Annotated in this window: 16 protein-coding genes and 3 tRNA genes; 6 read left to right on the top strand and 13 right to left on the bottom strand. The window is 38.5% G+C overall.

Going from position 1 to position 24007, the window contains the following annotated elements; translation table 11 throughout:
- Positions 1 to 49: 49 nt before the first annotated feature.
- The gene (locus tag RM552_RS05070; RefSeq protein WP_311367688.1) at positions 50 to 2332 is read right to left on the bottom strand and encodes an Ig-like domain-containing protein; all 2283 of its coding nucleotides are present in this window, start codon (positions 2330 to 2332) and stop codon (positions 50 to 52) included.
- A 179-nt stretch (positions 2333 to 2511) separates the two neighbouring features.
- On the opposite strand from RM552_RS05070, the gene RM552_RS05065 reads away from it, so the two are divergent.
- On the top strand, positions 2512 to 3810 hold the full coding sequence (locus tag RM552_RS05065; RefSeq protein WP_311367687.1) for a dicarboxylate/amino acid:cation symporter: 1299 nt from the start codon (positions 2512 to 2514) through the stop codon (positions 3808 to 3810).
- A gap of 3 nt (positions 3811 to 3813) precedes the next feature.
- On the opposite strand, the gene RM552_RS05060 is transcribed toward RM552_RS05065, so the two are convergent.
- The 7 genes from RM552_RS05060 to dnaQ all read right to left on the bottom strand — a co-directional run bounded on the left by RM552_RS05060 (position 3814) and on the right by dnaQ (position 8406).
- The gene (locus RM552_RS05060) at positions 3814 to 5040 is read right to left on the bottom strand and encodes a lipoprotein-releasing ABC transporter permease subunit (RefSeq protein ID WP_311367686.1); all 1227 of its coding nucleotides are present in this window, start codon (positions 5038 to 5040) and stop codon (positions 3814 to 3816) included.
- A gap of 29 nt (positions 5041 to 5069) precedes the next feature.
- Entirely contained in the window at positions 5070 to 5747 is a 678-nt protein-coding gene (gene lolD / locus RM552_RS05055; RefSeq protein ID WP_311367685.1) for a lipoprotein-releasing ABC transporter ATP-binding protein LolD, read from the bottom strand.
- Between the two features lie 74 nt (positions 5748 to 5821).
- Positions 5822 to 5898: transfer RNA gene (locus RM552_RS05050), tRNA-Asp, on the bottom strand.
- 61 nt (positions 5899 to 5959) lie between these two features.
- Positions 5960 to 6036 (bottom strand) — tRNA-Asp (locus RM552_RS05045).
- A gap of 49 nt (positions 6037 to 6085) precedes the next feature.
- Positions 6086 to 6162 (bottom strand) — tRNA-Asp (locus tag RM552_RS05040).
- Between the two features lie 181 nt (positions 6163 to 6343).
- Positions 6344 to 7666 carry a TIGR03503 family protein gene (locus tag RM552_RS05035; RefSeq protein ID WP_311367684.1) on the bottom strand — a complete coding sequence of 441 codons (1323 nt, stop codon included), beginning with the start codon at positions 7664 to 7666 and terminating at the stop codon, positions 6344 to 6346.
- Positions 7667 to 7737: 71 nt separating this feature from the next.
- Positions 7738 to 8406 (bottom strand): DNA polymerase III subunit epsilon, encoded by a 669-nt coding sequence (dnaQ, locus tag RM552_RS05030; RefSeq protein ID WP_311367683.1) that lies wholly within the window; start codon positions 8404 to 8406, stop codon positions 7738 to 7740.
- Between the two features lie 177 nt (positions 8407 to 8583).
- Between dnaQ and rnhA the strand changes: the two genes are divergently transcribed.
- Together rnhA and RM552_RS05020 are read left to right on the top strand one after the other, a co-directional pair.
- Complete coding sequence (rnhA, locus tag RM552_RS05025) at positions 8584 to 9048, top strand: ribonuclease HI (RefSeq protein WP_311367682.1); 465 nt, start codon at positions 8584 to 8586, stop codon at positions 9046 to 9048.
- 1 nt (position 9049) lies between these two features.
- The gene (locus RM552_RS05020) at positions 9050 to 10249 is read left to right on the top strand and encodes a class I SAM-dependent rRNA methyltransferase (protein ID WP_311367681.1); all 1200 of its coding nucleotides are present in this window, start codon (positions 9050 to 9052) and stop codon (positions 10247 to 10249) included.
- A gap of 12 nt (positions 10250 to 10261) precedes the next feature.
- Here the strand turns inward: RM552_RS05020 and RM552_RS05015 are convergent, their stop codons facing one another.
- The 5 genes from RM552_RS05015 to RM552_RS04995 all read right to left on the bottom strand — a co-directional run bounded on the left by RM552_RS05015 (position 10262) and on the right by RM552_RS04995 (position 18932).
- A complete protein-coding gene (locus tag RM552_RS05015; protein WP_311367680.1) occupies positions 10262 to 12724 on the bottom strand; it encodes a polyprenyl synthetase family protein in 2463 nt (820 codons plus the stop codon).
- Positions 12725 to 13003: 279 nt separating this feature from the next.
- Positions 13004 to 13306 carry a PilZ domain-containing protein gene (locus RM552_RS05010; RefSeq protein WP_311367679.1) on the bottom strand — a complete coding sequence of 101 codons (303 nt, stop codon included), beginning with the start codon at positions 13304 to 13306 and terminating at the stop codon, positions 13004 to 13006.
- Between the two features lie 105 nt (positions 13307 to 13411).
- Positions 13412 to 17302 carry an ATP-dependent RNA helicase HrpA gene (gene hrpA, locus RM552_RS05005; RefSeq protein WP_311367678.1) on the bottom strand — a complete coding sequence of 1297 codons (3891 nt, stop codon included), beginning with the start codon at positions 17300 to 17302 and terminating at the stop codon, positions 13412 to 13414.
- Between the two features lie 25 nt (positions 17303 to 17327).
- Positions 17328 to 18395, bottom strand: coding sequence for an isoaspartyl peptidase/L-asparaginase family protein (locus RM552_RS05000; RefSeq protein WP_311367677.1), 1068 nt, complete (start codon positions 18393 to 18395; stop codon positions 17328 to 17330).
- A gap of 138 nt (positions 18396 to 18533) precedes the next feature.
- Positions 18534 to 18932: a hypothetical protein gene (locus tag RM552_RS04995; protein WP_311367676.1), complete on the bottom strand. Its 399-nt coding sequence runs from the start codon at positions 18930 to 18932 to the stop codon at positions 18534 to 18536.
- Positions 18933 to 19240: 308 nt separating this feature from the next.
- Between RM552_RS04995 and sbcB the strand changes: the two genes are divergently transcribed.
- The 3 genes from sbcB to RM552_RS04980 are packed head-to-tail and all read left to right on the top strand — an operon-like array spanning position 19241 to position 24003.
- Positions 19241 to 20692: an exodeoxyribonuclease I gene (gene sbcB / locus RM552_RS04990; RefSeq protein ID WP_311367675.1), complete on the top strand. Its 1452-nt coding sequence runs from the start codon at positions 19241 to 19243 to the stop codon at positions 20690 to 20692.
- A 30-nt stretch (positions 20693 to 20722) separates the two neighbouring features.
- A complete protein-coding gene (locus RM552_RS04985; RefSeq protein ID WP_311367674.1) occupies positions 20723 to 22363 on the top strand; it encodes a flagellar assembly protein A in 1641 nt (546 codons plus the stop codon).
- Entirely contained in the window at positions 22360 to 24003 is a 1644-nt protein-coding gene (locus tag RM552_RS04980; RefSeq protein WP_311367673.1) for a flagellar assembly protein A, read from the top strand. The genes RM552_RS04985 and RM552_RS04980 overlap by 4 nt, the downstream gene beginning before the upstream one ends.
- Positions 24004 to 24007 lie beyond the last annotated feature (4 nt).

Below are 24007 nucleotides of genomic sequence, written 5' to 3'. Positions count from 1 at the left end.
AAAAACCCGAGTTAATAATCTCGGGTTTTTGAAAGCTTACAAATATTGCTTATAGATTATCAGCACATGTTGTACTTGAGCCAAAAGGGTTACTCGGCGGAGGATTCGCTCTTGTTGTCAAATCATCTGCGGCAATGGATAAACTAAAGTTTTGCGCTTCCATCGATTCAGTACCTGCTGACTGCCCGAATACACTTAAGGTAACTTTTGACCAATACGCAAACTGTTTTGCATATCGTAATTGCACAATTGCCTGTCCAAATTCATCAGTACGAGAGACGTTATTTCTAAAATTGACGGTTGCAGTATTACCCGGTGTTAATAAACCATCGTTATTGTTATCTTCATTAAGATCTAACAAGCCATTGTTGTTTAAATCTTCGCCTTCATCTAACACACCATTTTGGTTTGTATCTTCACTACGCTCCAAAATACCATCCTGGTTTACGTCTTCGTTAGGGCAAGCTAAGGCATTACCAAATGCATCAACGACACTGACTACTGCAAAATATACATTATCGTCTTCATTCCAAACCCAGTAGCCTTTTGAATATGCATCAGCTTGAGTAGGCACAACAGAAGCGGTAAGCTCGGCATTGGCGACTGGACGACCAGAAGAATCTGTTACAAATACAGCAAACTCTTTGATATACGTTACGCCGTCTTCGTTTATTATTGCATTACCCGTACCTAATGATATATCGAATGCTCTATCACCCACAGTTAAGTCGGTCGTACTTTCGATGCCATCAGATTCGGCTCCAATGGTTACACCGTTATCGCCACTCACAGCGTTCGACGTGTACACAGTAGACGCAATACCATTACTATCCGTAATAGCTGTATTGGGTGACACGCTGCCGCCCGAAGCATCTGATATTAATCTAAAATTAACCACCTTCCCTTTTACCAAGTTGCCTCTGTCATCGCGCAATATGGCCGTAATAGTTGAAGTTTGACCCTCTGGGCCTATTAAATCTGGTGTTGCATCAACGAATATTTTATCAACGGTGGAGGCGACAAATTCAACTACTGCTCTGGCACTTACTTGATTACCTTCACTGTCGACACCAATAGCTGAAACAGTCGCTGGACCTGCAAAGTCTGAACTGATAGTGACACTTGCTATACCCTGTGCATTAGTCACTGTGGTGTTACTTTCAATACCATTTACACTAATTATTCCTCGAGAAGTGGTTACTTCAACCGTTCCGTTTGCAAAAGCGGCATTGTTTTTAAACCAACGCAAATCGATTGCATGTTGAGTAGACAATGCAAGATTTTCGGTTGGAATATTGAAAAAACTGAAATCATCTTGTTGGACAACGATATTAAATGTTGCGTTAGCATTTAAAGCGGAAGCAGTGACTGTTGCTGTGCCTGAAACAGGAGAACTAAAATTAACTGTCACTTGGCCGTTCTGCCCGGTTATTGGAGCGTTGTTATCCAACTGACCAATGTCTGTTGTAAGTTGTACTTGCTCGTTACTAATGCCATTCCCGTCTGAATCAGACAATACAATAGTGATGGGAGCAGAATCGTTTATAATGACAGAAGATGCACCATTTAAATTTACTTCGGTACCAACCACATCAATATTCAAGCTTTGTGACAGTGTTGCGGTATTGGCAACAACAGAAATTTGTCTATTCTCTTTATTATTTTGAGTAGTTAACATTGCTCGCGCCGTGCCATCATCGCCGGTTTGTAAATCTATGTTCGATAAAGACGCATCCTGGTCAGCCGAAAAGGCTACCGATACACTGGGGAGCAAAATGTTTTGTTCGTTTTTGACCACCGCGATTAATTCGATTTGATCGCCACCGCTAGAAGCCAATTGCACGGCATTTGCGTAAAGTTCTAGAGTAAACGGCGTTTGCTGCTGTGTACCCATGCTCTCAAAGCCTTTTTCGACGGGTGTTGCATTTGGCACCGATGCTGTAACTGTGCCACTGCCTGACAGATCACCCACTGTCATGATCATTGTTGCCACACCTTGTTCATTGGTTAACGCAGTGCCTGTATCGGTCGAAAATGTAGCTAATTGGGTAGTACTCAAAGTAAACGTTACCACTAGGCCTGCTTGAGCGACACCAGCGTCATCTGTCACCGTTGCATTTAGTGTTAACGGAGAACCTTCAGCGAGTTGAGTAGCCGAACTGCCCTGACTGTCAACAATATCTAAGCTTAGCGAAATAACAGGTGTAGAGTCTGGTGAATCGCCACCTTCATCCGTATTGGGCCCTTCTCGCGTAAGGGGTTCGCTTGAACCACCACAAGCGACCAATAGTAATATGGCAAAATTGAGCAGGATAAGTTTTGCGATTTTCATTCAGGTACCTATGTATTCTATATTGGTCAACGCGGCCTTGTTAACGCTAGTGTAATCGAGCACTTGAGTTAGCAATCTTCATTTAGCTTGCGTTGTAGTGTATAAAAGGTTTTAGATTTTGAGTTATACTTGTTAATCTTAGGTATTCAGACTAATAACCAAAAACAATAGGTCGATGTATGTCAAACCCAGCAACAAAATCAAATTTAACCGTTCGTATTCTTATCGGCATGCTGCTAGGAATCATTATAGGCGTGTTACTACAATGGTCATTTGACGAAACTAACGATCGCGTAATTTCTTTATTTGGCTTGTCGGTCTCTTTTAAAGAATTTTTTGTTTTAGGTATATTTGACGCAGGGGGTCAGATATTCGTAAACCTACTTCGAATGTTAGTAGTCCCCTTAGTATTTGTTTCTTTGGTATGTGGCGTAAGTAGTTTATCTGACCCTTCAAAATTAGGAAGGTTAGGTGGGAAATCGTTATTTTTATATATCTTAACCACCTGTATTGCAGTTACATTTGCATTGATTATGGCTTTGATTATTCAACCAGGTGAAGGTTTTACCCTCCCTACTGAAACCGTTTATGAAGCAAAAGAAGCACCTGGTTTAGCACAAGTCATCATTAATATGTTCCCTTCAAATCCAATAGCTGCGATGGCCGACGGAAATATGTTGCAAATTATAGTATTTTCATTGTTAGTGGGTTTTGCGATAACAAAAGCGGGCGATGCAGGGAAAAAAATTCAAGGCGCGTTTGAAGCATTGAATGAAGTGATCATGAAAATAGTGATTGTTATCATGAATATCGCACCATATGGTGTTTTTTTCTTAATGGCAGAGTTAGCTGCGAGTGTTGATATAAATGCTTTTGGCAACATCTTGCAATATTTTTTCTTGGTATTCTTCTTGTTGATTTTACACGCTTTAATTACATACCCAGTCTTACTATCAACCCTTGCTCGCTTAAATCCACTAATATTATTAATTAAAATGAAAGATACCGCGATATTTGCGTTCAGTAGTTCTAGCAGCAGTGCAACACTTCCCGTGACCATGGCTACCGCTCGCAACAAACTCGGTGTAGACAAATCAGTGGCTTCCTTTACCATCCCTTTAGGTGCAACTATTAATATGGATGGCACAGCCATTATGCAGGGAGTTGCGACCGTCTTTATAGCCCAAGTCTATGGTGTTGATTTATCCACAACTGATTTACTTATGGTAGTGTTAACCGCAACCTTAGCCTCCGTTGGCACGGCTGGTGTACCTGGCGTTGGCTTAATAATGTTGGCAATGGTCTTACAACAAGTAAATTTACCGGTAGAGGGTATTGCATTAATCATCGGTATAGACCGCTTACTTGATATGACACGAACAGTTGTCAATGTGACTGGCGACAGCACTATTGCATGCATAGTAGCAAAGTCTGAAAATCAATTAGACAAAAAAATGTATAACAATATGGACCTTTAAGGCTTAACTCAAGTTAGTGGCTGGGTCCAATTTTGCGGCTTTGTAAGCTGGGTAAAGTGTTGCTAACGTCGTGATAGACAACACAATTAACACAGTCATTAACACATCTAGCCACTCTAACTGTGACGGGATAGTGCCGGTAAAGTAGATGTCACCCGACAGTAATTCAGTGTTAAAAATTGATTCGAAAAAACGGATGATATCTCCCAGAAACAAGGCTAAGAGCACACCAATTGTTGTGCCAATAAAGGCCCCGCTAACACCATGATATAAGCCTTTCACTACAAAAATTGAAGCTATATTAGTATTACTTGCACCAAGTGTTTTCAAGATTGCAATTTCACGACTTTTTTCTTTAACTGACATCACTAAAGCAGAAACGATATTAAAAGACGCAACAGCAATGACTAACGCTAACACTATGTATACTACCGTACGGATTAACTGTATGTCCTGATATAAGTGCCCATGAGTGCGAGTCCAATCAGACATATATGCAGCCTGATTAAATTGAAATCCATATTGGCGCACTAATTCGAAGGCGTTAAAAGGGTCGTACAAGGAAATCTCAATATGCGTTGTTTGTTGATCAAATCCTAATAAGGCAGCGAGATATTGTTTATTTAACAAGCCAATTTGATTGTCGAGTTCACCGCCTACATTAACGCTTCCTTGAATAACTACCCATGCACTTTTAGGTGCCTTAAAACTAAGATCCTGAGTATTTGAAGGCAATAATAGTTGGATTTTATCACCCACTTCCAATTCGAGGTTTTGCATTATTTGATCGCCCAATAATATTGCGTTTTCCATTGTTGCCAGTTTTTCAGCATACATTGGGTTTCCAAATTTAGCCTGTAAATATTCATCTTCAACACCAATAAGTGCTGAGACTGCTTTCATCTTTTTTCCTTTTTGCAAAAGTCCAGCGGCTTTATTAATTGAAAATACCTTTTTCACTTTAGGATCGTTTTCTATTTGTTTAACAAAGGTGGGATCGGGGTATAGCCCTTTATTATCGATAGCGAAAATTTCCGCATGAGGTACTACTTTTAATAAACTTACGCGAAGCTCATGCTCAAAACCATTCATGACCGATAACAATAGAATTAACACTGCACAACCTAGTGCAATACCACTAGTCGATGATGACGAGACAAAGCTAATAAAAGAGTCTTGCTGCTTTGATTGCCTGAATCGTTTTGCTATTTGTAAAAAGACCGCTTGCACGCTTGCCAGCTCCTAATAAATGTTTTTGCCTATGACAAAAATTGTCCGTTAACGAGCGTTAGTGTTCGGTCCATTTGCTCAGCGAGTTGATGATCATGGGTTACTATTACAAAACAAGTACCTTCGCTCTCATTGATATCGTGAATCAACGCAATAATACTGTCACTAGATTCATTGTCTAAGTTCCCAGTTGGCTCATCGGCCATGATAATACTAGGATTGTTGATAAGCGCCCTTGCAATTGCTACACGTTGCCTTTCACCACCAGATAATTGATGTGGTTTGTTTTCTAATCGATGAGAGAGGCCTACCCTTTCGAGCAATTGAGATGCTTTATCGTAAGTTGTCGATTTATTTTCGCCACTAATTAATTTTGGCATCGCAACATTTTCTAGAGCGTTAAATTCAGGCAATAAATGATGAAACTGATATACAAAACCTAGGTGTTGATTTCTAAACTTGGCCTGTTGTTTGTTCGACAGTGTATTTAAGTTACCACCATCGAAGTTCACGTTACCAGAATTTGGTTTATCTAAGGTGCCTAATATGTGCAATAGGGTACTTTTACCCGAACCTGAGGCCCCTAATATTGCAAGCTTTTCGTTTTCAAAAATGGATAAGTCAACATTTTTTAAAATTTCAACTGTATGGTTTGCATCGTTATACGATTTGCAAATTTGCTTGGCACTAAGCAGCGTTTTTTTCATTAGGGTGATTAGATAACTTCAAGATAAGACTAGTTTAACGCTATTATAATATATTACTAGGGAAAGAGACTAAATGGCGGAGTGGACGGGACTCGAACCCGCGACCCCCGGCGTGACAGGCCGGTATTCTAACCAACTGAACTACCACTCCACATGGTAATGTATTATGCAAGGTAGACAAAAAGCTTTACATTTTTTTATCAATAGATAAATGGCGGAGTGGACGGGACTCGAACCCGCGACCCCCGGCGTGACAGGCCGGTATTCTAACCAACTGAACTACCACTCCGCAAAACAAACTTTTTGTAAAACCACACTCAAAATTTTAGCAGACTAAATGGCGGAGTGGACGGGACTCGAACCCGCGACCCCCGGCGTGACAGGCCGGTATTCTAACCAACTGAACTACCACTCCGCATTACCTAACATTAGGCATAGTCTTACAACAATGTAAATTTAATGTTGTGAAACACTAAATTACGTCATCTAAAGTGCGGCGCAGATAATACGGTTACTGCCATCACTAGTCAACCGCTTTTTGCAAACAAAATGAAGGTTGTACAAATTTCGTCCTAAGTAAAGACAATGGATTGAAATTAGCTTGCAGGGATTGAATCTTTGGCTGATTTACTGCGCTTGAAGTTCAGTAAACGAATAATTCGAAGAGAAAGATGATTAGTAGGATTTTTTTGTTTGTCGGCAAGAGCATACAAGAAGGCAATACCGAAGACTAGCAATGCAAAATTTATAATAAAAATATGCATTAACGATAGTGTCTCTTCTTCTTCGCTAGATGATTCCTGTTCAACCATAAGTTCTTCAATGATAGGGTCAGTGGCTACAGCTATGGGTTCAATAATGGGAGGAGGCTCTACCACAAACGAATATTCTGGTACGGTTAGCATTAGGTTTCGGCCAGTAACACTGGTTGCATAGGCACTCAGATTTACTTTGTAAATGCCCTCTCCTACATTATTTAAAGGAATTTGTTTTGGCAGATCATTTGCTTCAGTAATAGAGATTCTTGCTACATCACCATTGGGATAACGCAAAGTCCCATCTAAAATGAGACTTGAGAGACTCACCTGTGTTTCATCAGTTTGCACGGTTAACATGTGTTTAGCATCATCAGTGTCCGCTAAGTGGTGACTTATCTGAACAGGGTTAGGCAACAGAACGACTTTTTCATTCACTTGCTCTCGGGTGAACAGAGGGGTTCGCAAGGTAAAAATAGGTGTCCATTCCCCCTCAATAATGCTTAAGTTAAATTGCCCCGTGAAAATACCATCTGCATCGGCCTCATCAAAGCCAAGCCCATTGTCTTCAAATCTTGCTACTGTTCTAGAACCTAGTCCAAAGTTAGGGTATTCAGGATTATTAGTACTGACAAAATCGATAGAAAGTGATATCACTTCTCTAAATGGGGTAATATCGGGTTCACTGCCCTTGTTTTGTAAAAACGCCACTTGTTTAAGTGTCTCACCTGAATAAACCACGTTAGGAATTGCTTGCGCACTCAAGGTTATATCTGCGATAACCATTACTCTGCTTTGCGGCAATACATCACCTACAGCTTGCCAAGGTCCCGGCATTGGGTTTTTTAGCGAAATCATATCGTAAGTATCGGTTTCAAACCAAGTATAGCTATCGTCATCTAACGAATTTTCAATAAATAGCTTACTTCCGTCAGGTCGAACTAAAACAACAGGAGGTGAACCGTATTCTCTAAAAAAAACTATCGCAATTTCAGATATGCCGTTGTCGACACGGAATCTATTATTGAGTAACTGAATACTATTTTGATATTCATTACCAATGGGTACTATGACATCTTCATAATATATGTTGGATTTATTTTGCTCACCAGCTGTGGGAGCTGATGACTGCTGTGCGAACGCAAAGCCACTTGAAAATAGCATGCATAAACACACACAAAAGACTGTGTTTGCTTTGTTCGTTACTAATTCTTTGAATTGTACTAGTGTCGATTTCACTGCATATTGAAGATGGCTTTTTCCTTCTCTATATCATCGGCAGTGGCTTTGATAACCTTAAGCACAGGTACAGCATTAAGTTTAATGACTGTTTCCATACCGTCAGAATTGGTCTCTTCTTGTCCTGATGCGAGTGATAACTTGGTCTGCCCACCCGTCATATATAAATATACTTCAGCCAATATTTCTGAGTCTAATAAAGCGCCATGATAAGTACGACGGCTGTTATCCACATTATAATATTTGCATAAGGCATCAAGGTTATTCTTTTGACCTGGTCGCATTCGCCTTGCCATCACAAGCGTGTCTAACACGGCGCATATGTCACTAGTTTTAGGTAAATTCTGACGCGTCAGTGCAAATTCGTGATCCATAAAGCCAACATCAAACGGTGCGTTATGAATAATCAGTTCTGCACCTTTAATAAAATCAATAAAGTCACTCGCTATTTCTGTAAACTTTGGTTTATCGACTAAATATTCATTAGTAATGCCATGAACATCGATTGCTTCTTGCTCTATTTCTCTTTCCGGATTGACATACACATGAAAAGTCTCGCCTGTTAGCTTTCTATTTACTAATTCAACACAACCAATTTCAATTATTCTGTGCCCTTGTTTTGGGTCAATTCCGGTCGTTTCAGTGTCGAGTACGATTTGGCGCATATTTTTTCTTCTTGTTATCTCTTATCTAAGGTAAAGTATCTTGTCGTTGATACAAAATCAACAAACCCACCTATTATTTTACCTTGATATCGCGGGGGGTGTTAGAAATAAAATGAGAATTACATCTTCGTGCTTGTTTAGCGTCTTAAAATTAACCTTAAAGCAAAAATTATACATATGAAAAAAGTCACAATTTATACCGACGGCTCTTGTTTAGGCAATCCTGGACCCGGAGGCTATGGCGCTATTCTTAGTTTTAATTCTACACAAAAATCGATTAGCAAAGGTTATATTTTAACCACAAATAATAGAATGGAGTTAATGGCACCCGCAAAAGCTCTCGCTATTTTAAAAGAAGAATGCATTGTCGATTTATTCACTGACAGCCAATATGTCAAAAATGGCATTAATCAATGGATCCATGGTTGGAAAAAAAATGGATGGCGTACGAGCAATAAAAAAGCAGTTAAAAATGTTGATTTATGGCAAGATTTAGATGCTCAATGCAACAAACATCAGGTTAATTGGCATTGGGTAAAAGCCCATGCCGGGAATCCACAGAATGAAGCTGTAGATGATTTAGCAAGAAAAGCCGCGAGCAGTTCTCAATTAATTGAAGATATAGGATTTGACGGGAATTAAAGTGGCTAGTTTAGTATTAAAAGAAAATAGAGAAAAATCTTTATTGCGCAATCACCCTTGGGTTTTTGATGGTGCTATTGAAGAAGAAATCGGGACGCCACGCTCTGGCGCCACTGTTGATATTTTGTCAAGTTCAGGGAAATGGTTAGCAAAAGCCGCCTATTCGCCTCATTCTCAGATTCGCGCGCGTGTTTGGAGTTTTAATCAAGATACGATTATTGATAATAATTTTTTTACTCAATGCATTAAAAACGCAATAAGCAAAAGGAAAGCATGGCTACAAAAGCAACGCACCAACGCTTACCGTATAGTTGCGGCTGAATCAGATGGTCTTCCCGGTATAACGATTGATCTTTACGGCGATGTTCTTGTGATTCAGCTATTAAGCGCAGGTGCTGACAAACACAGAGACAAGATCGTACATTCATTAAAAAAGATTTTCCCCGATTATGTTATTCATGAACGCAGTGATGTTGCGGTCAGAAAAAAAGAAGGCTTAGAACAATACATCGAAACACATGTCGGCGTGTTACCCAATACAGTGATTATTCAAGAAAACGGCCTAAAAATTGAAGTTGATTTAATCAATGGCCATAAAACGGGCTTTTATTTAGACCAACGCAAAAATCGAAAAATTGCGGGTCGCCTTTGTCGTGACAAAAAAGTCTTAAATTGTTTTAGCTATACCGGGACATTTGGGCTTAGTGCCGCTCTAAACGGGGCTAAAAGTGTTGTCAACTTAGATGTGTCAGAATCCGCAATTGATACGAGTTTACATAATGTTCAGCTCAACTCTGATGTATTAAACGAAGCTTCTATCACTCATCTAATGGTCGACGTATTCGAACAACTGCGTGTTTACAAAGAAAATAAAACCCGTTTTGATGTTATTATTTTAGACCCACCAAAATTTGTTGAAAACAAAAATCATTTAGTCAGGGCTGCAAGAGGATATAAAGATATAAATAGGCTAGCCTGTGAATTGCTGAATGAAAATGGCTGCTTAATTACCTTCAGTTGTTCAGGATTAATGCGTGAAGATCTTTTTAGCAAAATTGTTGCTGATGCTGCTCAGGATGCAGGGGTCTATTTAAGTGTACAAGACAGGTTGCATCAAGATTGCGACCATACAGTGGCCAGCTATTTCCCAGAAGGACACTACCTAAAAGGTTTAGTCTGCATAAAATCAAAATTTATATGAGGTGAAAATAGCCTAAGATTGGCGATGTATTACAAAGTCCAAAAGTTGTTCGTAAAACGTATTATCGCCACTTAAACTCCTTAGAGATTCAGCTGCTTTTCGACGATACTGATAAAGTTTATCTCTCGCTCCTTCCACACCAAGTACCGTAACAAAAGACGCTTTATTTGCCGAAGAATCTTGTTGTACCGGTTTACCCATAGTTTGCTCAACACCTTCTGCATCCAGTAAATCATCTTTCAATTGAAAGACCAATCCGAGGTACTTAGCAAAGCGTTTTAAGTATTCTTTCTCAATATCATCTTCATTCGCCAATATGGCCGGAATAATCATGGCTGCTTCTATTGCGAGACTTGTTTTTAAAAAACAAATTCGTTCTAACTCGGTAATACCTGTACATGAACGACTCGATTTTAAATCCAACAACTGCCCCTCACATATTGCCTGAGTAGTATTTGATGCATATTCTATAGAAGCGAGGATGGTTGAAGGATCCACCCCTTTAATGGTAGTTTGCACTTCTACTGCCTTCATTATCAGATAAACCCCCGTTAGCTCTGCATGAGCTTCACTCTTACAATATTTATGCAAGGAGGCTTTACCGCGTCGTAAAGACGCATTATCTTGGCTAGGTTTATCATCAAATACTAATGATGAAGTATGCATATATTCGAGCAGTTGTAATACAGGGAGAGTTTGATCTTGTTCAAATTTATATCTATGAATCATAGTAATGTACGCTAAAACTGGGCGTAATCGTTTACCACCAATAGTAAGTGAATAGTTAGCAGCATCACGCAACAGTGTATCGTCTATTCGTTGATGTGCTTCGATCTTTAAATGTTGCTCTATGAAGGACTGAGCGTTTTGGTAATTTTTTTGAAAATCTTTTTTGATTCGTTGTTGATGTTCAAAATAATTGCTTACTTCACGGCTAATGAGTTTGTCAAACCACGCGACTTGATTCGGTGTTTTAATAAGCGTTGAAATTAACTTATCAAATGGCATATACCCGGTATTTAAAAGCGTTCTCTCTAGTTCCTTATACTTTTCGTCGCCGACTTCGTTTTTTAAACTCTTGTGAGCATTAATACTTCGCTCCAGTAATAACTGTTTTGCATGAGCATCGTTTTTATAAACGGTGGTAATTAAGTAAAACACGACACACCAGTACACACGGTAGGGATTTACGTTTTCTGATTTAGCCCCTTCAACATGATAATAATGACTATATGGTGTTAAATTATCTTGTTGGATGTCCACTAACAAGTCTTTTATATCATCGTTAAATTGGTTATAAATCCCAAAACAAAACACACGATGTTCAAATTGTTCGTCTCTTTTATTGTGCACAATATCTCTGGCTACTAAACGACTCCCCGCCGATTTTAAAATGACCGGCAAAAATAAGGCCTCATCAGAATAAACACCATGTTTTGCTGATTTTCTGCGATCAATATCTTGAGCTTCAAAAAACACAAAAGCTTGTTCAAAAAAGGAAATTGCACTGCTCCTTGATTGATAGCTTTTAATAGTTTCAAAAGCACATTTTAGCTCCTCATAAACGAAGCACATGGTCTCATTATTAGCATCACTAAAAACAGGAAACTCAGCAAGTTCTCCACTCAATAGGCTCTCTCTAATAGCCAAATTAAAAGATTCTTTTTCTTCATTATTTAAAAAATTTGGTGAATCTTGGATGTCGTCAATTAATGGATAAGTCAAGCCATAACAATAGCCCAACCTTATTGCGTTATCTAAGGATTCAGATTGTGCACGCTTTGGCAAATCTTTCGGCATTTCAGTTAAGCGATGCATGACAACACCTGCAATAACTTTTACCAACTTACGTAATCCATTGGTCTTATCCAATGATGCGGGGAGTTGTTGTTCCAGCAGAAACAACTTAGACTTCAACCATGTAATGCTAGCTTCAACATTGTATTGTTTAGACTTTTTGTCTATATAGGCATTATTTAGTAGCTCTGGTGCATCATGCCCTTCATTTTTTCGCACCCACTTTTGGATATGAGTACTGAGTTCATCTACTTGTTTGATGACATCTCTATTTTTTAGAGACTTACCTAAGTCACGCATAAAAATATAACTAAGTGACTTATCTAAGTAGGTCTTCAATTGCTTATCAACAGCGAGTTTCTGTAAAAATGTCAAGCTATTAGTGCTAGCATTTTGTTGCATTTGTTGCTCAATCAATGACAATTTTAAAGAGCTTTTGTTTTGGTTGTTCTCTTTTAACCATTGTTCATAAATACAAGTCAATTGTGCAAGACAATCGTCATTCTTAGCCAAGGATAATAACTCAGAAAAATAGTGAATCGCCTTTTTTTCCATTTTTTGATAACACCCAGAATCAATGCTGCATGCTATGTCATTACTGAGCTCATCATATGAAGAATCATTATAAAGAGACTGCTTTGATAACTTGGCGTTACTTGAGTCAATAAGCGATGTCAAATTCACTGCTCCTTGTAGACCCATAGCTATATGTTGCATTTACAAACAGCTGTATGGATAGTTTAGAATATAAACACTTACGTTTATGTGAGGACAAGCAAGTTATACACCATTCGTAGAATTATTATAAATCAGACACTTACGTAGTACGTGATAATAGATAAAGCGAATATTTTGTGCAAATGACTAATTTTTGGGAAAAGTAACACGGCATCCTAATGAACGCCTAGTTTGAATTTGCCTGATCGTTGAAGTTACAAAATAAAGTTGAATGAAAATCTAATTCATTTCACTTATTTCAACACCAACCAAATAGGTATCAGAGTCTTGTTCTTCACATCTCACCACTTTAGCTTTGGCAACTAAAGAAGGTATCTGATCATTATTAGAATCGACAGTAATTTGTAGCAAGGCGCCTATTTCAATAGCTTCTGATTCCATCTCTAAAGACATACCAGTTGCACTTATGTCCTTACATATAGCCGTCAAAGCTAAAGATGGATTTTGGTCTAATAATTCTACCTGACAAGGTGAATTGACCATCATCCGATAAAAATTTCGTTTGTCGTCGTAAGATAACATGAACTAATCCTCGTGAATTTAACGCTTTTTATCCAAACCTATGTTACACCACATCCATCATCAAACGATGTGCATCGTTCTTTATATTGGGTGAACAGTTTTAAGTCAACCTTTGTTTGATATCTCATTTAATTTATTACTTATTCGTTTCAAAGAAATGGGATATTTGGTCCCCAAATTTTGTGCAAATAAAGAAATTCTAAATTCTTGTATCATCTCTTGTATTTCATTTACCTCTTCCAAGTCTTTCATTTGTGTTGCATATTCTTCTTTGCATTTAATAAGTAAGGATTGCGCTTTATCAATTTCTATCTGATTAACTCTATCGCGATTTAAGTCTATTTTTAATTTTTCACAACGCACCAACAAACCTTTTAAGTATCGGTTCCAATCGCCTAGCCCTGATTCTCCTGTTTGTAAAACAAAGCCTTTAAAAACAAGTTCATTCAAATGCGATTTAATATGGCTGATATGACTTACATGGTTTAGCGGAATATTTCCTTTGCAAAATTTTTGTATTTGATTAGCTAAAGCCAAACCTGTTTCAACCTGTTTCGCTATTTTTAACGCCTTATCATTTAAATGCATACGAACAAACTCTTGCGTTGTTTTAAAAAACCTCTGCTCTCTGATTTCATTGCCATCCATATGCTCGTTAACTAATGCGGCGATGGCTGCACTTGCGATATCATCTATTAATAGCTGCACTTTTCCAAAGGGATTAAAATATAAACTCAACTTGGATTTATTCGGCAATTTCTCTTGAAGATACTTCAATGGCGAAGGTACGTTTTGCTTGAGGAGTAAAATCGTGCCAACCGCATGTTGTTTTTTTGCCTCACTTTCTAGTGTGAATAAGGCTAAGTCGACCTGATTGCCGACCACTTTTAAACCGGGGAACGCTTCAATTTCAAAACCATTTTGCGTTTTTCTATAACGCTTTGGGATAGTTTCCATCGAAAAAGTGGATAAACTCGCTTTTTCAATGCCCTCAGTCGCGACCTGTTCTAGGGTTTGTTTTAATTGAGACTCAAATTGTTGTTTTAGTTTTGGCAACGATTTACTGCTACCCAATACTTTCCCTTTATCACTAACAACAGCAAAGTTAAACCGCAAGTGGCTCTCAATGGTTTCTATATCAAAATCTTGTGAACTGACTTTTACACCTGACATTCGAAACAGCTTATTCGCAAATGCATCAGTTATGTTTTGGACGATACCATTTTTATCAACTGCTGTGAGGTCTTGCATGCAAGCATTAGCATAATCAGGAGCAGGAACAAAATTTCGGCGCAATCGCTTCGGTAAACTTTTAATAAGCGCTACAAGCAATTCTTGCCTTAATCCAGGTACAAGCCAGTCAAAGCCTATGTTCTTTACTTGATTTAATAAACCAATGGGAATATTTACACAAACACCGTCATCCGTTTTACCCGGTTCAAACTGATAACTTAGTGAAAAAACCAAACTATCTTGCTGCCAAGTATCTGGAAACGACGCCTTGCTTACGCCGCTAGCATCCCGTTTTACTAATTGTGCTTGTTCAAATTTTAGCAGATTGGGAGAAATCTGAACCGCCCTTTGCCACCATTTTTTAAAACTTGCTTCACTATTGACGTTTTCAGGCAGTTTTTCGCTATAAAAGTCTACTAGTTCATCTTCGTCGATTAATATATCGCGCCTGCGTGATTTTTTCTCTAGTAATTCAACTTGTGAAACTAAAGCCTGATTTTCGCGCAAAAAAGCAAAATTCAATTTTGACTCACCATTCACCAAAGCATGCCTGATAAATATATCGCGCGCTTCTACTGGATTAATGTTGGCATAGTTGACGGTTCGCCTCTGAACAATAGGTAAACCAAACAAGGTAGCGTTCATATAGGCAAGTACAGCACCTCGTTTCATGCTCCAATGCGCTTCTACATAGTTATATTTAAACAAATTTTTGGCGACTTTTTCTATCCACTCTGGTTCAATTTTAGCCGCTTGCCTAGCGTATAAATTTGAGGTCTCAACTAGCTCTGCGCTGACTATCCACTTTGGTGGCTTAGCAAACAAACCTGACCCCGGGAATAGTTTAAATTGACTATTTCGTGCTCCCTGATATTGTCGGTTTGCATCTTTTAAGCCGATTTGTGAACTTAAGCCAGCGATCACTGGCAAATGAATTTGTTCATATTCAGCCACATTTTTATTTAAACGAAGATCAACAGACACCAATGTGTGCTTAACTTGATGAACGATATCTTGCCATTCGCGCATACGCTGAAAGTTTATATAGTGTTTTGTACAATATTTTCTTAATTGATTTTGTGTAAGGTTTTTTTGCTCAGTTTTAAACGCTTCATAAAGGTTCAACAAACTTAAGAGATCAGAGTTTTTATCAGCGTACAAAGCATGTGCCTCATCCGCTTTTTGTTGTTTATCATGAGGCCGTTCTCTCGGGTCTTGTACACTCAAACCAGCCGTAATTACCATTATCTCATATACACTTTCATGGTCTTTCGCCGCTATTAACATGCGAGCATATTTGGGATCTAAAGGAAGCTTAGCCATCTTACGCCCTATTGGCGTTAGCTTAGACATACCTCTATGCTTAGTAATTGCCTCTAATTCAACTAGCAGACGTTGGCCATCACTGATAAATTTGTCTTCGGGGGCTTGTATAAATTCAAAATGACTAATTTCACCTAAACCCAATGCTAACATTTGTAAAATAACACTACTTAGATGCGTTCTAGTAATTTCTGGATCAGTAAAGGCTGGGCGCGATAAAAAATCTTGCTCGGAATATAAACGAATACAAATACCCGCAGAGGTTCTTCCACATCGACCCGCTCTTTGTTTCGCAGAGGCTTGTGAAACAGTTTCTATTGGTAGGCGTTGTACTTTTAAACGATGACTGTATCGAGACATACGCACTTTGCCGGTATCAATCACGTATTTTATACCCGGCACAGTTAATGATGTTTCAGCAACGTTTGTTGCAAGTACAATTCTGCGGCTTCCTTTCGGGTGAAATATAAGTTGTTGGTCCTTAGCTCCCATTCGAGCATAAAGTGGGAGTATTTCTGTTGCCTTATATTGTTTTTTAATTAATGCTTGTTGAGTCTCCCTAATCTCTCTTTCACCACTTAAAAATATTAATATGTCACCTCGGCCTTCAGCAAACAATTCGTCGACGGCCAAAAGAATAGCTTCACTTTGGTCTTGCGCTAAATCTTCTGCGATATAGTCTTTGTGTCTTATTTCTACTGGATAACTGCGCCCACTTACTTCTATTACTGGTGCATTATTAAAGTGACTAGCAAACTTATCGGTTTCAATGGTAGCGGATGTGATAATGACTTTTAAATCGGGACGCTTGGGTAAAACTCGTTTTATGTAACCCAACAGAAAGTCAATATTTAAACTGCGCTCATGTGCTTCATCAATAATAATAGTATCGTATTGGTTTAAAAACTTATCTTGTTGCATTTCTGCAAGCAGCATGCCGTCAGTTAACAGTTTTACTAAACTATTATCAGAGACTTGATCGGTAAAGCGCACTTTATACCCCACCAAAGCGCCAAGCTCAGAATCTAACTCTTCGGCAATTCTGCCGGCCACGTTGCGCGCGGCCAACCTACGAGGTTGAGTATGGGCAATCATAGCCGCCCTTCCGCGTCCAAGCTCTAAGCACATTTTTGGAATTTGTGTCGTTTTACCTGAGCCAGTTTCACCAGCAACGATCAGCACTTGATTTTTAGATATTAATGCCTTAATGGCATCTTTTTTGTCACTTACCGGCAAGTCAGGATAACTGATATTTAATGTTAACGCTTTTCTCTTTGACAATAGCGCTTTAGATTCTTCTACCTTCTTTTGCCACGCTTCAACAGCAACAGTCATTTTATTAGGGTCTGCAATCTGACTACATTGCTGGTATTTTCTTTTAAGGAAAAAACGGTCTTTAAGCATGCATAATGCAAGCTCAGATGATAAATCTACTTTCACTTGTTATATACCCGGAATACTAAGCCTAGTCTTTATATATTTTGATTGTCATATTTCCAGCAGTATCGATACTGGCTCTATACATACCAGGTGTATTAAATGGCATTGAGATATTGCCAAGGCTATCAATAGCAATCACCCCGCCACTGCCTGCATTTGCATTCAATGTCTCGAAAATTACTGCGTTAGCAGCTTCCTGTATTGAATCACCTTTATATTTTACGCGAGCGCAGATATCAGCAGCAACATTGTGTCGTATAAAATATTCGCCATGACCTGTCGCCGATACTGCGCATGAATGGTTGTCTGCGAATGTGCCTGCTCCGATTATTGGAGAATCTCCTACTCTGCCATATCTTTTTGCTGTCATCCCACCTGTTGAAGTACCTGCCACTAAATTACCATGGGCATCCAACACGACCGCACCAACCGTACCATACTTGTCATCTTGAAAAGGCAATAGATCTGATAAAGTAGCTTCTGTAGACTGTCCGTTTTGCTCACTAAAAGATAGCTCATCAATTTTTGATTTCGCTCTATCGAGGGCCTTTTTACGAAATTCGGTATTAAAAAAGCTGTTTTCAACGCTTTCTAAATCATGTTTCGCTGCAAAAGCTTCAGCTCCCTCGCCTGTTAACATCACATGGGGAGACTCATTCATTACCAATAATGCACCTTTAATTGGATTTTTAATATTGCGCACGCCCGCTATAGCACCCGCTTGTTTATCTTTACCGTGCATAATGGAAGCGTCTAATTCATGCTGCTCATCATAAGTATAAACCGCACCGACGCCTGCATTAAATAAAGGGGAATTTTCTAAATAAACAAGTGCTGCGATCACCGCTGAGCTTCCATCTTTACCTGCTTTAAGCTCTTTATATCCCAATTCTAGCGCTTGTTTTAATGCACTTTTTATTGCTTGCTCTTGCTCATCTCTGATATTTTCTTTCAATATCGTTCCTGCCCCACCATGTATAGCAATAGCAATAGTTGCGGCATCTTTGCTTAGTTTTGCTGATTCACTTTGTGGGGGTATGGCGTATACCATAAAACTACTAATCAACAATGATAAATATACTATAGACTTCATTGGGAACTCTTTCGGCTACAAATGTTAATAATATAACACTTATGCGTATTATGACGACCTAACTATAAAAATTATTTTTACCCAAACATCAACTTTCTAGCATGAAGCCTAAAGTTTTACATTCTTTTTGTTTGTTATTTATCGCCTTGCCGCTATCGACTGCCATTTATTTAATTCTAAATGTGGCGCAACAGCATTTAAAACCTGATGTTTAAATGCATCGAAGCTTCCATATTCAAAACTACTTGAATTTTTCAGTTGATTATAAGTAAGCCTCAATTTACGCATTGAAAAGAACGGCGCAACATTAACATGGGCGGTTTGCGTAAACGTACTCCGCGCTGAAGCGTTGTCGCTATGTCCATAATTAAAATTCACTGTGTGGGAGTAGTTTATCAGTGCAGATGCATGATTATTGGATGGATTTATCGCGTCATTGTTTGTTTGTAGATTTTCTTCATTTGTCATGCTCTCGCTACGTAAAGTATTAGGTTCTTTATCACTATTTTCAAACCGCTTAATAATATAATTATGCATGGCATGCTCGCTATAAAAATCTTCAACGCTTCAATAATAGTATCAATCCTTTTTTTCTATTAGTCATAAAAGCGATAAATACAATGACCTTTATAACAATTTGACTGTTGCAAACTGCAGACAATATTAAACACAAGCTCTTATAGCCGCTGCGTAATTTTCCAGTTACGTTGTATATTCATTTATGTTCTATAAACCCTAGCTCGTAAGTTTTATTAATATAATGACTTAACACTATCGAATTTTTATTACTTATAAAAATTAGCGTAAACTATCGTTATAAACATATTTTTAAAAATGAGATTATAGTGGCGACTAGTATTTTATGGCATGACTATGAAACATGGGGGGTGCGTCCTAGCGTTGATTTTCCTGCTCAATTTGCAGCAATTAGAACAGATTCAGATCTAAATATTATAGAAAATTCACCCATTATAAATTGGGCTTGCAAAGTCCCACATGATTATTTACCGCACCCAGAAGCCTGCATTGTGACCGGCTTGTCACCTTTAGTAATTAACCAAACTGGTATGAGTGAACCTTTCTTTGCTGATAAAATTCATCAACAGATGTCTCAAGCAAACACATGTGTCGCGGGTTACAATAGCATTAAGTTTGATGATGAAGTGACTAGGCACCTTTTTTACCGTAATTTTTATCCAGTCTACGACCGAGAATTTAAAAATGACAATACTCGGTGGGATATTATTGATCTTGTTAGGGCGTGCTATGCTCTGAGGCCAGAAGGTATTAATTGGCCCTTGTACGAAGATGGAAGACCTTGTTTTAAGTTAGAACAGTTAACTGCAGCAAATGATATTACTCATGCAAGTGCGCATGACGCTTTATCAGATGTATATGCTACTATCGCAGTGGCTAAATTAATCAAACAAAAACAAACTAGACTCTATGAGTTTTATTGGCAATTACGAAACAAACATATCGTAAATAGATATTTGCAACGATATCAACAAACCATATTAGTGTATGTCAGCGGATACATCTCTGCCAAAAGTGGTTGCTGCACGCTTATTATGCCTATATGCCCCCATCCAAAAAATAAAAATGCCACACTTTGTATTGACTTAAATCGTCCTATTGACGCTTTTTTGGCAAACGATGCCGAAACACTTTCACAACTTTTGTTTCATAAAAGTGAACAAGTTAATACAGAAAAGCGTCCCTCCATATATAGTGTCGCGGCTAATAAGTGCCCGTTTGTTGCGCCACTAAACACCTTAAATCCTCAACAATCAGAGATATTCAAGTTAGATATTGAAGCATGTAAACAAAATTTTGAAATGCTGCAAAACGCATCCAATTTAGTCTCTCTCTGCCAGCAAGTTTTTAATGTCAATATTGAAAAAGAAACCAACAATAATGTTGACCAAGGCCTATACACTACTAGTTTTCCGCAACCTGCCGATACAAACTTAATGAAGACAGTTCGGCACACCGAGCCAGAACAATTAATCGCATTGCAAGGAAAGTTTGAAAACGAAATTTACAATAAAATATTGTTTCGTTATCGAGCAAGGCATTTTCCTCATTTATTGGCAATGGATGAAATTGATAAGTGGCAACAGCACTTACAGTTTCGCTTTTCTGTTGGCAAGAAGGAAGAATGTTTATCATTAGAAGAGTATTTAAATTCTATAGAGGAATTAATGGCACAATATCAACAAAATCCTAAAAAAATTGGCTTGTTAAACAAGCTAAAGCGCTATGCTATGCATGTAACGGGCATAGAGACTTTTTAATGACTATGAACACATCATTGAGCCTGTAATATGAACGGTATACACCTATATACATCTACAGAGGACAATAAGCTATCTCTATCCATAGAGCCATTGCTAATCGAAGACAATTTTGAAGTAAAAGCGCTTATTGCACATATAGGAAAATCGGAATATTCAAATTACTACTTAGACGATGAAAATATTCTTGAGCTATGTGATACCTTAAAAGAACAATTGACACAAGATCGCATGGAACCAATTGAAGGTATCATTGGGCAAAAATTTAATGCCAAACTAAATGTGGTGTTAAGTGACGACAAAATGGAAGCTGAATTACAAATCACCTCTGCGTATGGAGGTGAAAATCCAAACGTAACAACAGCCATGGCTTTCCTAAGTCATCACTCCATTGTTAGAGGTGTGAGTCGCAAAAGAATAGATGCATTAATAAAAACCTTAACAAATGCGCCTCCCGGCACTCTTCATAAAGCAACAATAGCCAAGGGTCTGCCACCAAAAACAGGTAAAGGTTCTATCGTCCGTCCTGTTGTGCCAAACGCATTAGACAGAGCTTTAACGCCCTCACAATCTGAAGGCATAAAGGTTGATATGCGGGATTTTGGTGACATTATTTGCGTTGTCAAAGATCAGTTAGTGGCTGAAAGAATTCCTCCTAAAAAAGGACGAAACGGATATACCGTTACAGGCGAACCAGTCCCGGCACAAGATGGTGATTGGCATAAAATTAAAATCGGTACTAACGTGTATATTTCTATCGAAGATGAAAATCAAGTATTTGCGTCTATCGATGGATTACCTAAATTTTCAAGACAGCGAATTAGCGTCGATGATGTTTTTGTAACGAAAGGAGTCAATGTTGCTACAGGCAATATAAAATATGGTGGCGCGGTAATTGTTAACGGCGATATCACAGAAAAAATGAAAATAGAAGCTGATGGCGATGTCACAATAAATGGCTTTGTTGAGTCAGCGTATATAAAATCTTCAGGCGACATCATCATCACCCAAGGTGCTACAGGTAAAATTCAAGAAAAAGACTGCTGCCTGATTGCTAAAGGCAGTGTCTTTTTGCAACATGGGCAAGGACTAGATATTACCGCCGATAAAAACATCAATATTATGACACAACTTGCTCATTCGGTGTTGCATTGCGGAGAAGACCTTATTGTAGGTGAAGTAAAGCAACCATTGGGGAAAATTTTCGCATCTTATATTTATGCAACGAAGAAAGTAATGGCAGGTACTCTTGGTGCTATATCGGGAAGTGATTTGATAATTGATTATGCTAAACCTCATATCGCAATGAGTGAAAAATTAAAGTCTATGAACACCATGTATGAAGATTTACTTGTAAAAAATACTGAACATGAGAAAAAGTTAGAAAACGTACATAAATTAAACTTAAAAGATGAAAATGCTGTTAAAAAACGTGAGTTAATAAAGGAATTAGAGTTAGAACGCGTGTTTTTGAACTGGCTTCGGGTATCTATAGTCGAGTTAAAAACACAATTGAAAACGTTCAAACAAGATATTTCGATTGTGGCAAACAAAGGTATTTTTCCGGGTGTTAAAGTACAAATTGACGATAATCAGTGGAAATCTGAAAATGAGCTTTCAAGGTGTCGAATAGTCTATGAATATAGTAAGTGGAAGAAATTATTAGTATGAAAGGCATTACACTCCAGTCTGACGATGACAAAACTACACTTTTTGCTTATGTAGAACCGCGCCTACTAAACGGCTCTTTCGATATTGAAGCCCTATCAAAGTATGCTCAAAATCAGAGTGATGTTGAATACTACCTTATTCCTGAAGCCCTAATGGCACTCACCGACAGCGTTAACCTTGCTTTAAGTTCTGAAATATATGACACCATAGAATCGATTATTGGAGAAACCCGCGATGCCTTTATAGATGTGCAGGTCGCCAATGACGAAATGTCAGCCGAATTGATTGTGCATGCTCCATATGGCGGTAAAATACCTTCTCTTTTTGAAATATTGGACTTAATTGACGAAAGAGGTATTAAGCGAGGTGTCAGCGAGAAAAGAATTAATAAACTATTAGAGTTGTCAGCAGAAGCATCTGGTGGAAGCATTATTAGCGATGTGATCGCTAAAGGATTAACCGCTAGAAACGGCAAGAACTCTCGTTTAAAAGCACTTGTTCCAAACGCACTTGATCGAATACTTGCTCCTCAGCCTTTGACAGGTGGTAAGGTTGATATGCGAGATTTAGGCGAAATATTATGTGTTGATCCTGAAGACAAACTAGCAAAAAGATTGCCGCCGACCAAGGGCCGCAAAGGTTATACCGTAATGAACTCGGTACTAGAACCAGCTGGAGGCGTTTGGGAAGCCATAAAACTAGGATCTAATACCCACATCTCTGAAAACAACGAAAACCTAGTTCTGGCATCAATGGCCGGACAGGCTAAATTTGTTGATGGAATGGTGCTGGTTGAAGATGCTTTTGAATCAAAAGGCGTCAACGTAGGAACCGGTAATATTCAATACAAAGGCGCAGTTATCATTAATGGTGACGTTAAGGAAAACATGGTAGTACAAGCCTGTGGCGATATTACGGTTAACGGTTTTGTTGAGTCTGCAATGATTAAAAGTGATGGCGATATTATTATTACTCAAGGCGCAATGGGTAAAATGCACGATGTAGATTGCCGCTTAATCGCGGGTGGCAATATTTATCTTGCGCATGCTCAGGGCTTAGATATTGAGTGTAAAGGTGATTTGCATGTCGCCAAAGAGCTCGCCTTTTCTCGCGTAAAATGCAGTGGGAATATCATTGTTGGTACCGGTGATAAACCATCAGGATCTGTTTTCGGGTGTGAAATTGAGTGTTGTAAAAATCTGTCAGCAGGCTCGATTGGTGCTAGTTCTGGCAGCAAACTAACCATAAATTACACCCAAGGTTATGAAGAAATTAATCATAAACTACTTTCTATTAACCAAATTATTAGTCACCTTGAAAAAGCGAATACTGACCACATATCTCGTTTGGAGGCCGTTCAGCTTAAAACAGTACCGGTAGAATTACGCGAAAAATTTAAAAACTTATCCGATGAAGTTGAATCAGAAAAAGAATTATTGACTTGGCTGACAAGAAACAGAGAATTATTAAGAGAACAGGTCGATAATTATGCGAAATCGATAAAAATAGTCGCTAATGTCGAATTGTTCCCAGGTGTCGTGTCTATATTAAGCAACAAAACCTGGGAAGGGCAAAAAGAATGCCGAAGTTGCCAGTTATACATTGAGAATAACAATTGGGTTTACGAACCACTTATTTAATGTA

It is taken from the genome of Glaciecola petra (assembly GCF_031846345.1).
Taxonomy (GTDB): domain Bacteria; phylum Pseudomonadota; class Gammaproteobacteria; order Enterobacterales; family Alteromonadaceae; genus Glaciecola; species Glaciecola petra.
The sequence above is the reverse complement of the archived record's forward strand: the minus strand, read 5'-3'. Positions and strand labels throughout refer to the sequence as shown.

What these genes read in the sequence shown, in the direction of transcription:
- RM552_RS04980 (WP_311367673.1), top strand. Translation starts at nt 22,360, where the DNA reads ATGAAAGGCATTACACTCCAGTCTGACGATGACAAAACTACACTTTTT.
- RM552_RS05035 (WP_311367684.1), bottom strand. Translation starts at nt 7,666, where the DNA reads ATGCTATTTTCAAGTGGCTTTGCGTTCGCACAGCAGTCATCAGCTCCC.
- RM552_RS04995 (WP_311367676.1), bottom strand. Translation starts at nt 18,932, where the DNA reads ATGCATAATTATATTATTAAGCGGTTTGAAAATAGTGATAAAGAACCT.
- RM552_RS04985 (WP_311367674.1), top strand. Translation starts at nt 20,723, where the DNA reads ATGAACGGTATACACCTATATACATCTACAGAGGACAATAAGCTATCT.
- rnhA (WP_311367682.1), top strand. Translation starts at nt 8,584, where the DNA reads ATGAAAAAAGTCACAATTTATACCGACGGCTCTTGTTTAGGCAATCCT.
- RM552_RS05065 (WP_311367687.1), top strand. Translation starts at nt 2,512, where the DNA reads ATGTCAAACCCAGCAACAAAATCAAATTTAACCGTTCGTATTCTTATC.
- RM552_RS05070 (WP_311367688.1), bottom strand. Translation starts at nt 2,332, where the DNA reads ATGAAAATCGCAAAACTTATCCTGCTCAATTTTGCCATATTACTATTG.
- RM552_RS05010 (WP_311367679.1), bottom strand. Translation starts at nt 13,306, where the DNA reads ATGTTATCTTACGACGACAAACGAAATTTTTATCGGATGATGGTCAAT.
- dnaQ (WP_311367683.1), bottom strand. Translation starts at nt 8,406, where the DNA reads ATGCGCCAAATCGTACTCGACACTGAAACGACCGGAATTGACCCAAAA.
- lolD (WP_311367685.1), bottom strand. Translation starts at nt 5,747, where the DNA reads ATGAAAAAAACGCTGCTTAGTGCCAAGCAAATTTGCAAATCGTATAAC.
- RM552_RS05000 (WP_311367677.1), bottom strand. Translation starts at nt 18,395, where the DNA reads ATGAAGTCTATAGTATATTTATCATTGTTGATTAGTAGTTTTATGGTA.